This window comes from Bacteroidota bacterium (genome assembly GCA_030017895.1).
In the GTDB taxonomy this organism is placed as follows: domain Bacteria; phylum Bacteroidota; class Ignavibacteria; order UBA10030; family BY39; genus JASEGV01.
Map to the genome: position 1 here is coordinate 16546 of JASEGV010000039.1, position 13844 is coordinate 30389.

The window sequence follows — 13844 nt, forward strand, 5'->3', positions numbered from 1 at the left end:
AATGCCTTCAAACTTAGAATTAAAAGCTAAAATTGCTTCAATCTCATCTCTTAGTCAAATAGCCGAAGAAATAGGTGCCACGTATATTACAACAATGCTTCAGGAGGATACTTATTTTTATTCTACAAAAGGGAGGTTAAAACTTCGTGTAATTAATGAAGATAAAGCAGAATTGATATTCTATGATAGGGATGAAACAACAAATTATCGCTTCAGTGAATACCAAATTTATCGTGTCGCCGATAAAGAATTAATGCGAAAAATTTTAGAACATGCCTACGGAATTCGGTCAATCGTGAAAAAGCAGAGGCAACTATTCACCTACAAAAATTGCCGCATACATATCGATCAAGTAGATGGATTGGGCGATTTTCTCGAACTTGAAGTAATTTTAAGCAAATCAGATAATGATGGTGAAGAATTAATGAAGTTTTTATCGGATAAATTTTCGAGCCAATTTTTGTGTATTATTCAAGATTCCTATTCCGACATATTAGAGAAGGAACAAAATAAAGGGGGTAAATTCGAATAATCTTTAACTAAATGTATGTAAGCTCTTGACTTTAATATAATATAGGCATATATTTGCAATAAGTTAAGAAGTTTTGTATATTAGCCGTGTAAATTTGCGGGAATAGCTCAGCTGGTAGAGCGTCACCTTGCCAAGGTGAATGTCGCGGGTCCGAATCCCGTTTCCCGCTCAAGGTAACTGAAGAAGATACCTTGGTCGTGAGAACGACCTTAAAACTTCCTCGTAAAAATTACCCCGCCGCCCCCAATCCCACCAGGTGGCGGGGCTTTTATTTGTGAGGAAGTTTGACGGCGCTGTACCCAAGTGGTAAGGGAGAGGTCTGCAAAACCTTTATGCGGCGGTTCGAATCCGCCCGGCGCCTCACGATTTGGCCGGGGTGGCGAAATTGGTAGACGCACAGGACTTAAAATCCTGCGGACCGCAAGGTCCGTGTCGGTTCGATTCCGATCCCCGGCACTTCGAAATATTGTTAATGGGCCCTTAGCTCAGTTGGTTAGAGCGCTACCTTGACATGGTAGAGGTCACAGGTTCGAATCCCGTAGGGCCCACTTGTACCAATCGGAATTTATTCCGTTTTTTTTTAATTATTTATGAATAACATCAAAATAACTTTTCCTGATAATAGTTCGCGTGAATTTGAAACCGGAGTTACTGGATATCAAATTGCGGATTCTATCAGTAGCCGACTTGCAAAAGAAGCTCTTTCTGTTGAGGTTAACGGTGAGGTATGGGATTTATCCCGACCTATTTTTAATGATGTTCAACTAAGAATATTAAAATGGGACGATGATGCCGGCAAACAAACTTATTGGCACAGCTCGGCACATTTAATGGCTGAAGCAATTCAGGAAATTTTTCCAGGTACAAAATTCGGAATCGGTCCATCAATCGAAAACGGATTCTACTACGATCTTGATTTAGGTGATCATAAATTAACTAACGATGACCTGAATAAGATTGAAGCAAAAATGATCGAATACATTAAACAGGATTTTCAATTCCGTAGAGAAGAAATTCAGTGGCTAGAAGCTTACAATTTTTTTAAACAAAAAGGGGATGAATATAAATTAGAGCTTCTTGAAGAGTTCAAAGGTAAACAAATTATTTTGTATCATGTTGGTCAATTTATCGACCTGTGTTACGGTCCACATTTACTTTCGACTGGTAAAATAAAGTATATAAAACTACTTAATGTTGCTGGCGCATACTGGCGCGGAAGCGAAAAAAATAAAATGCTTCAGCGTATTTATGGAATTACTTTCCCTACAAAAAAAGAACTTGACGATTATTTGTTCCGGCTTGAAGAAGCCAAACGCCGAGATCATAGAAAGTTAGGTACCGAGTTAGAAATATTTTTACTTACTCCAAAAGTTGGCGGTGGTTTACCTCTCTGGTTACCTAAAGGGGCGGTCATTCGCGAGACGTTAGAAGATTTTTTAAAGGCAGAACAAAAAAAACGCGGCTATCTTCCCGTTGTTACTCCGCACATCGGCAACATTAATTTATATAAAACGAGCGGTCACTACCCTTATTACAAAGACAGTCAGTTTACACCAATTAAAGTTGATGACGAAGAGTACTTACTGAAACCGATGAATTGCCCCCATCATTTTCAAATTTATGCTGCAAAACCACGCAGCTACCGCGATTTACCAATTCGTTTAGCTGAATTTGGAACGGTTTATAGATACGAGCAATCTGGCGAGTTAAACGGACTGACCCGCGTTCGCAGTTTTACAGTGGACGACTCGCACATGTTTGTTCGGCAAGACCAGCTAAAAGCAGAAATTTGTGGTGTCATCGATTTGATACAACTTGTGTTTAATACACTTGGCTTTAAAGATTTCACAACTCGACTTTCTTTCAGAGATGCTCTCAACAAAGAAAAGTACGGTGGTGCAGACGAACTTTGGGATAGAGCTGAAAAAGAAATTCTTGAAGCTGCTGAAGAAATGAAGTTAAAATACACAATCGCTAAAGGCGAAGCCGCTTTCTACGGTCCCAAAATAGATTTTATAGTTAAAGATGCACTCGGCAGGAGTTGGCAATTAGGTACTGTTCAAGTCGATTACGTAATGCCCGAACGTTTTAACTTGGAGTATGTTGGAAACGACGGACAAAAACATCGGCCTGTTGTAATTCACCGAGCGCCATTCGGAAGTTTAGAACGATTTATTGGAGTTTTGATTGAACATTTTGCCGGAGAGTTTCCTGTTTGGTTATCTCCATTACAAGTTGCAGTTATTCCGATCACAGATGCACAAAACGATTATGCTCTATCTATTACTCAAAAGCTAAAGGATGCGGGTGTACGAGTTGAACTCGATAGTAGAAATGAAAAAGTGAATTATAAAATCCGCGACTGGGAAACAAAAAAAACTCCTTATATGCTCGTTGTCGGAGACAAAGAAAAGCAATCTGATACGGTATCAGTTCGCCGACATACAAAAGGAGATTTAGGAATCAAACCGGTATCAGAATTCCTAAATCAAATTTCAAATGAAATTAAGGAAAAACAATTAACAAATTAGGAGACTAAAAATTAAAGATCAACAAACGCCTCGCATAAACGAAGAAATTCGAGTAGCACGAATTCGTTTAATAGATGAAACCGGGCAGCAGCTCGGAATATTAACGCCGCAAGAAGGAATGCGATATGCAAACCAACGGGGTTTAGATTTAATCGAAATTGTTCCTACTGCTAACCCACCTGTTTGCAAGTTGATGGATTTAGGTAAATACAAATACGAACTTACCAAAAAGGAAAAGTTGCAACGTAAAAATCAGCAGGTAGTGCTTTTGAAAGAGGTGCGTTTTCATCCAAATACAGATGTTCATGATTTCGAATTCAAAGCAAGGCATGCTCGCTCTTTCATTGAAGACGGAAATAAAGTGAAGGCTACAGTTATTTTTAAAGGTCGTGAAATTGTTTATAAAGAACACGGCGAAGCGTTATTGAAACGGTTAGCGGAAAGAGTAGCCGACATTGCAAAAATCGAACAACCCGCAAAAATGGAAGGGAAATGGATGTCGATTATTCTAACAGCAGATAAAGTTGGTAAGAAAAAATCACCGAAAATACAAACTGAAGAAAAACAAATTTAAAGAGGTCAATAATGCCAAAAATGAAATCAGATTCAGGAGCTAAAAAAAGATTTAAACTCACAGCTTCAGGAAAAGTTAAAAGACGGAAAGCATTTAAGAGCCATATTTTAACTTCGAAATCGCAAAAGCGTAAACGTAAATTACGCCACGCAACACTTGTTTCGAAATCAGAAACAAAGCGAATTAAAATGCTTTTGCCAAAGTAATTAATTAACAGAACCAATAACAACTAAAGGAACAAAGAGCAACTATGCCTAGATCACAAAATAAAGTTGCCTCCCACCGCCGTCGTAAGCGTATATTAGAGCGAGCGAAAGGCTACTGGGGAACTCGCAGTAAAGTTCTCACGGTTGCAAAGCACCACATTGATAAAGCTGGACAGCATGCATACCGTGATAGACGTTTAAAAAAGCGAGAATTCCGCCAACTCTGGATTGCACGTATCAACGCGGCAGCCCGGATGAACGGAACAACATACTCCCGATTAATCGATGGAATGAAAAAGAAAAGCATCGATATCAATCGGAAGGTATTGGCAAATTTAGCAGCCAATAACCAAGAAGCTTTTGCAGAGATAGTAAAATTTGCAACTGCATAAATTAATCTTCCCATCCTCTCTTTAACTTTTTATGAGGGTGGGAAGATTTTATTTTTTTAACGGCAAACGACTATGCAAGAAACTATTGATGAAATAAGAAATCAGTTAGATTTCGAAATTATAAAAGTTAATTCACTTCCCGAATTAGATCAATTTCGCATAAAATACTTAGCCCGAAAAGGTATAATTGCTGAGTTGTTCGAAGCATTGAAAAATGTTACGCCCGATCAAAAACCTTCACTCGGAAAAGAGTTGAACGAGTTGCGAACGCATGCACAAAATCTCCACGATGAGAAAACGAAAAATCTTGAGAGCAATCAAAGTTCGCAAACAGAACTAATTGATATAACTCTTCCCGGACGTCGTAAATGGATAGGTTCTCTGCATCCGATTACACAAACTTTAAACGAAATTAAATCAATATTCTTGCGATTGGGATTCGAGATTGCTTCCGGTCCAGAAATCGAGGACGATTATTATAATTTTGAAGCTTTAAACTTCCCTCCCGATCATCCTGCACGCGATATGCAGGACACATTTTTTATATCTAAAAAAACTTTATTACGAACACATACATCGCCTGTTCAGATTCGGGTGATGGAAAAACAACAACCGCCTGTGCGTGTCATTATGCCCGGAAGAGTTTATAGGAACGAAGCTATTAGCGCCCGTAGTTATTGCCTCTTCCATCAGGTTGAAGGTTTGTATGTTGATACAAATGTTACTTTCAGCGAATTGAAAGGCACTCTTGTCGCATTCGCACAACAATTTTACGGGAGCGATTTAAAATTTCGTTTCCGTCCAAGTTTTTTTCCGTTTACTGAACCAAGTGCCGAGATGGATATAAGCTGCTTCCTGTGCAAAGGCAAAGGATGCCGTGTTTGCAAGTATGCCGGCTGGCTCGAAATTTTAGGTTGCGGTATGGTCAATCCAAATGTTTATAAATTTGTTAATTATGATCCGATGAAAGTCAGCGGTTATGCTTTTGGTATGGGTATCGAACGTATCACTATGTTGCGTTATGGTATTGATGATATACGAATCCTATTCGATAATGACGTTCGTTTCTTAAAACAATTTTAGTATCAGTATGAAAATTTCTCACAAATGGCTTAGACAATATGTAGAGTTCAATATTACACCTGAGGAACTGGCTGATAAACTTACAAAAGCCGGTCTCGAAGTTGAAAGTATTGATTATTTAGGCAGCAAGTTTAATAATTTTTTTACAGGTCTTGTTTTAACTGTAACGAAACATCCGAACGCGAATAAACTTACAGTCTGCGAAGTTAATATTGGCAGTTCGAATATTGCCATTGTATGTGGCGCACCAAACATTGCAGTTGGGCAGAAGGTTGTTGTAGGATTAGCTGGCGCTGTTGTTCCTCGAAATCAACACGATCCCGAAGGCAAACCATTTGAGTTGGCAAAAGTAAGAATAAGAGGTATCGAATCGAATGGAATGATATGCTCCGAGTACGAACTTGGTATTGGTGAGGATAAAGATGGAATAATGGTTTTAAACGACAATGCAACCATCGGAATACCCCTTTCAGAGTTTTTAGGATTGAATGATGTAGTTTTCGAAATTGGTATTACTCCAAACCGTCCTGATTGCCTGAGTCACATAGGAATTGCCCGCGAAGTAGCAGCCGCTCTTAAAACGAATTACAAGATTCCTGAAGCAACGATTATCGAATCAAGTAGCTCTATCGAGAATTCAGCTAAAGTGGTCGTAGAAGATTCAGATAAATGTCCAAGATATTCTGCCCGCGTTATTAAAAATATTAAAGTACAACCTTCGCCTAAATGGTTACAAGATTATTTATCAGCAATTGGTATTCGACCGATTAATAATGTAGTTGATGCAACTAATTATGTTTTAATGGAAACCGGACATCCGCTTCATGCCTTTGATTATGATAAATTAGATGAAAAAACTATCATCGTCAGAGAAGCAATCGATGGAGAACATTTTGTAACATTAGACGGAAAAGGAAGGTCGTTAACAAGTGGGATGCTTTTAATATGCGACGCAAGCAAACCTATTGCTATCGCCGGTGTAATGGGTGGTGTTAATTCTGAAATCAGTGATACTACACAAAACATTTTGTTGGAAAGTGCGTATTTCGATCCAAGGTGCATACGGAAAACCTCGAAACAATTAAGTTTGATCAGTGATGCATCGCAGCGATTCGAAAGAGGCACCGATCCGAATGCTACAATCTATTCAATCAATCGTGCAGCACGATTGATAGCCGAGATTGCGGGTGGTGAAATTCTAAAAGGAATCATAGATGTTTATCCAAAAGCATTCTCTCCGATTATAATAAATTTAAGTTTGCAACGGACTAATAATATTTTAGGTACGATTTTAACGAACACTCAAATTATTGATTTTTTAGAATCGATAGATTGCGAATATCAAGCAGCAGAAAAAACGAATAACTCAGAAGATATTTTTGTATTTCAAGTTCCTTCATTTCGACCTGACCTTGAAAAGGAAATTGACCTGATAGAAGAGTTAGCTCGGTTGTATGGTTATGATAATATCGAAACTAAAATGCAAGCAGTGATAAAATTTACTTCGAATCCTGTTCAATCCGACATTGTGGATGAAATGAGATTGTGGTTGGTAGGGAGAGGATTCAACGAAATTATAACTAATAGCTTGCAGAACAAAGAGCTTGCTTATTTAAGTTCAAGTGAAGTTGTAGAAGTGATGAACCCGATAAGTAAAGATATGTCTGCAATGCGGACGAGTTTAATTCCAAATATACTTGAAGTAGTATGCAACAACATATATCATCAAACCAAAAATTTGAACTTGTTTGAAGTTGGGAAAACCTACTTGAAAATTATTCAAGAAAGTGAAAATCAGAAAAGCGATGAGAATTACAAAGAAGAAGAGAAAATAATTTTAGCAAAATCGGGGATAGCAAATTTTCCAAATTGGGCTGAAAATGAACGATTTTCAGATATTTTCGATCTTAAAGGTGAAGTTGAAGATCTACTTCTGATGTTTGGACTTGACAAATATAAATTTATTCCGTATTCTACTACTAAAGCTTTAGTTGAAATGACTGTAAGCATTGAAATTAACCAGATTGAAGTCGGTTATATTGCAAAAGTTCAGAAGCAAATGCTTAAGCAGTTTGATATTGAACAAGATGTATATATTGCAGATTTGAATATTAATATCTTGAAGTCTTTATCGAAAATCGAAAAGAAATACAAACCGTTGCCCGACTATCCGATGGTGTTACGTGATTTAGCTTTCATTTCGGATAAAGTTGTACCGGTTGCCGAAATGCAAGCAACCATTTATAAGGCTGGCGGTGAACTCTTAAAGAAAGTAGAAATTTTCGATTTATATTCAGGCGATCAGATTCATTCTGATAAAAAGAGTTCTGCATTTACTCTTCAATTTTTATCGGAAGATAGAACTTTAACTGATGTAGAAATTGAAAAAATTATTAATAAAATTGTTGAAGCAATGAAAGTGGCACATAATGCTGCTTTAAGAAAATGACTTTAACTTTTTAGGAGAAAAATAATTGGATTATCAACAAGCTGGAACAGACGCTAAAATTATCATCGAACAAAAAGAGATCGAAGCGGAACTAAAAAGTCTCTGGGAAAAAATCAGAAAGGCTTCTGAGGTAATTTTCATGCTTCGCGATGAAAACCAACAATTAAAAACACAAAACTCCGATCTTCAGCAAAAATATGATGAACTCAATTCCCAATTTATGGCAAAGGAACAGGAAATGATTCGTATTCGTACTGAATATTCGAGGTTAGCGAGTTCGACTGGTGAAGATACATTTTCTTCTACTGAGAAGGAAGCATTGAAAAATCGTATCACCGATTTGATTGCAAAAATTAATTCACATTTGTAAAAAAAATAAATTGACTGCGAGAACGGAATATCCTGAAAGGATAAAAGAAACATTTGAAATCAAGGAAATCATATGGCAACTGACAGCAAAAGCATAAGAGTAAAGATATTCGGGACTGAATATCCGCTGCGTGGCGAAAGCGACGAGTTAACAAAAAAAGTTGCAAACTATGTAGATGAGATGATAAACACTATACACAGCAAAATCCCTGAGCAACCACCACTTACTGTTGCAGTTTTATCGGCGTTAAATATTACTGAAGACCTGTTCAAAGAACGCGAAAAAAACAACAAGGTTGTCTCTTTTGCTCAAAGTGAATTAGACCGTATGAACGATTATTTGGATAAAATTCTGGAATAATATCCCCTTTTTCGTTCTTTAAAATATTAGGTTATCAGATTAATAGCCACACCGTCAACCGTAGTCAATACACTATTAAAGAACTTGACAAGTTAATTTAATAGGGAACCTGACTTAAGATCGTAATATTACAGGCCTCAATCCTGCGAAGGATCGGCAGCATCTCGAATTAATTTTCGATGCCGCAGTGGAAGTAAGAAACAATCTGGCAGGTACCCACTGTGCATTATTGAAGTTCTTCAATAATATTGTACTATCGTTGTGAGTGTGGCTTTTTTATTTAAATTATCAGTAACTATAGAGGTTAAAATGAGTGAAACATATATATTTATAGCCATCGTTGTAGCTGCTTCGGCTTTTGGTTTTTTGTTTGGATGGTATATCAACAACCGAATTATTAAAAATAAAATTGTATTTGCCGAAGACATGGCAAAACAGCTTCTTGGAAATGCTGAAAAAGAAACCAATGCTCTGAAAAAAGAGAAATTACTCGAAGTAAAAGATGAGTGGTATAAGAAGAAGCAGGAATTCGATCATGAGCATAATGCAAAAAAGAATAAACTGACTGCTTTCGAAAAACAACTGACCCAGCGTGAAGAAAATTTCGACCGCAAAGTTGATCTGATAAACAAAAAAGAACAAGAGCACAATAATTTAAAGAAAGAACTTGAAGCTAAAGCAAAACTAATCCAAACGAAAACACAAGAATTAGACAGATTGACCCAAGCACAGAATATCAAGCTCGAAAAGATATCGGGTATGACTTCAGAAGAAGCCAAGAAGATGCTGCTCGAAAATTTAATACAGGAAACCAAAAACGAATCAGCCGGGCAACTTAAATTAATTCGCGATCAAGCAAAATTAGATGCTAAAAAAGAATCTCAAAAATTAACTATACAGGCAATTCAAAGATTCGCTGCTGATTATACAGTTGAATCAACTGTAAGTGTACTCAATATTCAAAGCGATGAAATGAAAGGCAGAATCATCGGTAGGGAAGGCAGAAACATACGGGCTTTCGAAGCTGCAACCGGTGTCGATGTAATAGTTGACGATACACCTGAAGCAGTTATTTTGTCAGCATTCGATCCCATGAGGCGTGAAATCGCAAAGATGGCATTAGAAAAATTGATGACAGACGGGAGGATACATCCAAGCAGAATTGAAGAAATTGTTGAAAAAGTACGAGCTGATGTAGAAGAAGAAATAATCCGCGTTGGCGAAAATGCTATGATGCAGCTTGGAGTAAATAATGCACATCCCGAAATAATTAAATGTATCGGGAAAATGAAATATCGTTCATCGTACGGTCAAAATTTATTGACTCATAGTATTGAAGTTGCTCACATTACGGGATTGATGGCGGCCGAATTAGGACTTGATGCAACCATGGCACGTAGAGCCGCATTAATGCATGACATCGGAAAAACAGTGGATAAATTGGCGGAGGGTCCGCACGCGTTGTTAGGTTACGAGTTTGCAAAAAAATACAACGAGAACCCTGTTGTTGTGAACGTGATTGGCTCGCACCACGAAGATATGCCGATGGAAACACCGATCGCAGCCCTTGTTCAAGCGGCTGATGCGATTAGCGGTGCCCGACCCGGTGCTCGACGTGAATCTGTAGAAGGTTACGTGAAGCGACTTGAAAAACTTGAGAATGTTGCAACCTCGTTCGATGGTGTAGCAAAATCTTTTGCAATTCAAGCTGGAAGAGAAATTCGTGTGATGGTTGAACCTGAAAAAATCGACGATGGACGCGCAGACCAATTAGCTAACGATATTGCAAAAAAAATCGAACAGGAATTGGAATATCCGGGACAAATTAAGGTAACTATTATTCGCGAACGGCGCTCATTTGCGTATGCAAAATAATATCGCATGTTAAAAGTTGGCATAACAGGCGGGATCGGAAGCGGCAAATCGGAAGTTTGCAAGATTATTGAAAAATTCGGATCCCCAATTCTATATGCCGATGATATCGCAAAGGAACTCCTTTTTACGAATGAAATAGTAAAAAAACGTATCCGCTATGAATTTGAGGAAGATATTTATGATGTTGATGGTTCGATTGATAAGAAGAAATTAGCTAAACTGATTTTCTTTGATGGAATGCTTAAAACAAAACTCGAAAACATTGTTCATCCCTTTGTAATTGATTATGCAAAAAAGCAGTTTAAGAAATTTGAATCTTCGAACGAATATAAAATAATATTTTTAGAAGCTGCCCTTATTTATGAATCAGGAGTTGATAAGTTGCTCGATTATGTTGTTGTTATTACAGCTGATCAAGAGAGGTGTATCAATCGTGTTATCGAACGGGATAAAACAAGCAGAGATGACGTTCTCGGCAGGATCAATGCTCAGATGGCTCCGAAGCAAAAAGCCGAAATGGCTGATTTTGTAATTCATAACGACGGCGATCTTAATTCCTTAATTGTAAATGTAGAATTTATTTATAAATTGTTACTAAAAATATCGGAAACGCAAAATGGACATAAAAGCATGTGAAGAAGAATACTTTTTCAAAACATATAAGCGTCTCGATATTGAAATAGCCAAAGGTGAGGGTTGCTGGTTGATTTCAAAAACCGGAGAACGCTATCTTGATTTATTCGGCGGGCTTGCAGTAAATTCACTCGGTTACAATCATCCCAAAATTAATGAAGCTATCCGCACACAAATCGAAAAATATATACACTTATCAAATTTATTTTTACAAGAATCACAAGTAAGTTTAGCCGAATTGTTAATTAAGAATTCCGGTTATAAAAAGATATTTTTTTCAAACAGCGGTACGGAAGCAATGGAAGGAACCATAAAGCTCGCTCGAAAGTGGGGAAAAAATAAGGGCAAATCTGAGATTATCTCTTTCCACGGTTCATTTCACGGCAGGACTATGGGGGCGCTTTCGATTACTGGTAGAGAAAAATATCGAAACGGTTACGAACCATTTTTACAGGGTTCCATTTTCAGTACTTACAATGATTCACAAGAATTAATTTCAAAAGTTAATGAAAAGACTTTAGCTATAGTATTAGAATTTATACAAGGCGAAGGGGGCATCAACGAAGCTAACGCTGAGTTTATAAAAACGATTTCTGATCTACGGGAGAAGTTCGGAGTTCTTTTAATCGCCGACGAGATTCAATCGGGACTCGGACGAACCGGAAAATTTTTCGCATTCAATCATCTCAACATTGCTCCCGATGTAGTTGTAATTGCCAAACCGCTTGGAGGTGGACTTCCATTAGGAGCATTTTTAGGAAACGAACGAGTTGCCGATGTGTTCACTTACGGAGTACACGGAACAACATTTGGCGGAAATCCTGTCGCCTGCTCTGCCGGCATTGCCACAATCAAAGAAATTGTAGAAAATGGTGAAATGCAAAATGCAGAAAATATCGGTAGCTATCTTAAATATAAATTCAATGAACTTAAACTCAAGTATCCTAATCTCATCCAAGATGTTCGTGGCAGAGGTTGTATGTTGGGCGTCGAACTAAAACGTGAAGGCGAGTTACTAGTTACCGAAATGTTGAAGAAAAAAGTTTTAATCAATTGCACTAACACAAATGTTATTCGGCTATTACCCCCGTTTATTCTAACAAAAGATGAAGCCGATTTTGCGCTGGACCAATTTGATTCGGTATTTTCTACATTAAACAAATGAAGAATGAATATGGAAATTCGATCTGACTTTTTGATTATCGGAAGTGGTATTGCCGGATTATCGTATGCACTGCACGTGGCAAACTATGGGACTGTTTCAATTATTACCAAAAAAGCAAGAGCTGAATCGAACACTAATTTAGCTCAAGGTGGCATCGCAACTGTTTTAGCTAACGACGATTCCTTCGATCTGCACATACAAGACACTTTGGATGCGGGCGACGGACTTTGCCACGAAGAAATCGTGAAAATAGTTGTTAAAGAAGGTCCAGCCCGTCTGAAAGAATTGATCGAATTAGGTGTGCAATTTACATTGAGTCAGGGGCATTTTGACTTGGGCAGAGAAGGCGGTCATTCACGAAACCGAATCGTTCACGCACAGGATTTAACCGGTCGTGAAATCGAACGAGCACTTCTTCACCGCATCGGAGAACATCCTAACATACAGGTTTTCGAAAATCATATCGCCATCGATTTAATTACCGAGCATCATTTAGGAGTTAAATTAGATACAAATACACTTATCCATTGTTGGGGAGCTTATGTTTTAGATATTCAAAATAATATCGTAATAAAATTTCTTTCCGATGTTACGTTACTATCAACCGGTGGTTTGGGGCATGTTTATCTTCATACAACAAATCCAATGATAGCAACCGGCGATGGAGTTGCTATGGCGTATCGTGCCGGTGCAAAAATAGGAAATATGGAGTTTATTCAGTTCCATCCAACCACATTATTCGATTCGGGTTCACCGGCTTTTTTGATTTCAGAAGCTGTGCGGGGATTCGGAGCGGCTCTTAAAACGAAAGATGGCAAGCGATTCATGCACAAGTACAACAATCGACTTGAACTTGCACCTCGCGATATTGTTGCCCGAGCTATAGATACAGAATTGAAAAAACGTGGCGATGATTATGTTCTTTTGGATTTGCGGCATCTTTCTTCTGAAAGCGTTCGCGAAAAGTTTCCATACATCTTTGAAACCTGCATAACCCGATACAAAATTGATATTACAAAGGAGCTTGTTCCTGTAGTTCCTGCCGCACATTATTCTTGCGGTGGAGTTGTTACTGACACATTTGGTAGAACTAATATTCAGAATCTCTTCGCATGTGGCGAGGTTACAATGTCGGGGGTGCACGGCGCAAACCGGTTAGCAAGCAATTCGTTACTTGAAGCTATAGTATTTTCAAATCGGGCAGCAGAGACTTCTCAACAATCTCGCGTTGATAATCACCAGACTATTCCGCAAATACCCGAATGGGACGAAAGCGGGACATTCAACACCGAAGAATGGGTGTTGATTTCTCACGACCGACGAGAGATTCAAGAAGTGATGTGGGACTATGTCGGGATTGTTCGTTCAGATTTGAGATTGGATAGAGCATTACGGAGAATAAATTTTATTTACGATGAAGTCGAAAAGTTTTATAAGAAAACTAAAGTAACCGAAGGATTGATTGAATTAAGAAATCTCACGCTCGTTGCGAAGCTTATTATTAAGAGCGCACTTTTAAGAAAAGAGAGTAGAGGATTGCACTTCACGACTGATTATACGGAAAAAGATGATAAGATTTGGAAAAACGATACCTTGTTATCCGTTCGGGATTAATTTTTCTTAAGGGCAGTTCCAAAAATTCAAATATAAGTTTAGTGTTATAGATTTTATCGT

At 38.0% G+C, this 13844-nt stretch carries 13 protein-coding genes and 4 tRNA genes; all 17 read left to right on the forward strand.

What is annotated here, in order from left to right:
• The first annotated feature begins 1 nt into the window (after position 1).
• The 17 genes from QME58_08810 (at position 2) to nadB (ending at position 13784) form a co-directional block, all read left to right on the forward strand.
• A complete protein-coding gene (locus QME58_08810) occupies positions 2-532 on the forward strand; it encodes a class IV adenylate cyclase (GenBank protein MDI6803934.1) in 531 nt (176 codons plus the stop codon).
• Positions 533-628: 96 nt separating this feature from the next.
• Positions 629-701 (forward strand) — tRNA-Gly (locus tag QME58_08815).
• Between the two features lie 120 nt (positions 702-821).
• Positions 822-893 (forward strand) — tRNA-Cys (locus tag QME58_08820).
• Between the two features lie 9 nt (positions 894-902).
• Positions 903-988: transfer RNA gene (locus QME58_08825), tRNA-Leu, on the forward strand.
• Between the two features lie 18 nt (positions 989-1006).
• A tRNA-Val gene (locus QME58_08830) sits at positions 1007-1080 on the forward strand.
• Positions 1081-1122: 42 nt separating this feature from the next.
• Positions 1123-3063 (forward strand): threonine--tRNA ligase, encoded by a 1941-nt coding sequence (gene thrS / locus QME58_08835; protein MDI6803935.1) that lies wholly within the window; start codon positions 1123-1125, stop codon positions 3061-3063.
• Positions 3064-3073: 10 nt separating this feature from the next.
• Positions 3074-3637, forward strand: a complete 564-nt coding sequence (gene infC / locus QME58_08840) for a translation initiation factor IF-3 (GenBank protein ID MDI6803936.1) — start codon at positions 3074-3076, stop codon at positions 3635-3637.
• 11 nt (positions 3638-3648) lie between these two features.
• The gene (rpmI, locus tag QME58_08845) at positions 3649-3843 is read left to right on the forward strand and encodes a 50S ribosomal protein L35 (GenBank protein ID MDI6803937.1); all 195 of its coding nucleotides are present in this window, start codon (positions 3649-3651) and stop codon (positions 3841-3843) included.
• A 44-nt stretch (positions 3844-3887) separates the two neighbouring features.
• Positions 3888-4235: a 50S ribosomal protein L20 gene (rplT, locus tag QME58_08850; GenBank protein ID MDI6803938.1), complete on the forward strand. Its 348-nt coding sequence runs from the start codon at positions 3888-3890 to the stop codon at positions 4233-4235.
• A gap of 72 nt (positions 4236-4307) precedes the next feature.
• Positions 4308-5318, forward strand: coding sequence for a phenylalanine--tRNA ligase subunit alpha (gene pheS, locus QME58_08855; GenBank protein ID MDI6803939.1), 1011 nt, complete (start codon positions 4308-4310; stop codon positions 5316-5318).
• Between the two features lie 7 nt (positions 5319-5325).
• Complete coding sequence (pheT, locus tag QME58_08860; GenBank protein MDI6803940.1) at positions 5326-7767, forward strand: phenylalanine--tRNA ligase subunit beta; 2442 nt, start codon at positions 5326-5328, stop codon at positions 7765-7767.
• Positions 7768-7792: 25 nt separating this feature from the next.
• The gene (gene zapB, locus QME58_08865; protein ID MDI6803941.1) at positions 7793-8137 is read left to right on the forward strand and encodes a cell division protein ZapB; all 345 of its coding nucleotides are present in this window, start codon (positions 7793-7795) and stop codon (positions 8135-8137) included.
• Between the two features lie 72 nt (positions 8138-8209).
• Complete coding sequence (locus QME58_08870; protein ID MDI6803942.1) at positions 8210-8497, forward strand: cell division protein ZapA; 288 nt, start codon at positions 8210-8212, stop codon at positions 8495-8497.
• A gap of 309 nt (positions 8498-8806) precedes the next feature.
• Positions 8807-10372: a ribonuclease Y gene (gene rny / locus QME58_08875; GenBank protein MDI6803943.1), complete on the forward strand. Its 1566-nt coding sequence runs from the start codon at positions 8807-8809 to the stop codon at positions 10370-10372.
• A 6-nt stretch (positions 10373-10378) separates the two neighbouring features.
• Complete coding sequence (gene coaE / locus QME58_08880) at positions 10379-11008, forward strand: dephospho-CoA kinase (GenBank protein ID MDI6803944.1); 630 nt, start codon at positions 10379-10381, stop codon at positions 11006-11008.
• The gene (locus tag QME58_08885) at positions 10989-12170 is read left to right on the forward strand and encodes an aspartate aminotransferase family protein (protein ID MDI6803945.1); all 1182 of its coding nucleotides are present in this window, start codon (positions 10989-10991) and stop codon (positions 12168-12170) included. The genes coaE and QME58_08885 overlap by 20 nt, the downstream gene beginning before the upstream one ends.
• Positions 12171-12173: 3 nt before the next feature.
• Entirely contained in the window at positions 12174-13784 is a 1611-nt protein-coding gene (nadB, locus tag QME58_08890) for an L-aspartate oxidase (protein ID MDI6803946.1), read from the forward strand.
• Positions 13785-13844: the final 60 nt, after the last annotated feature.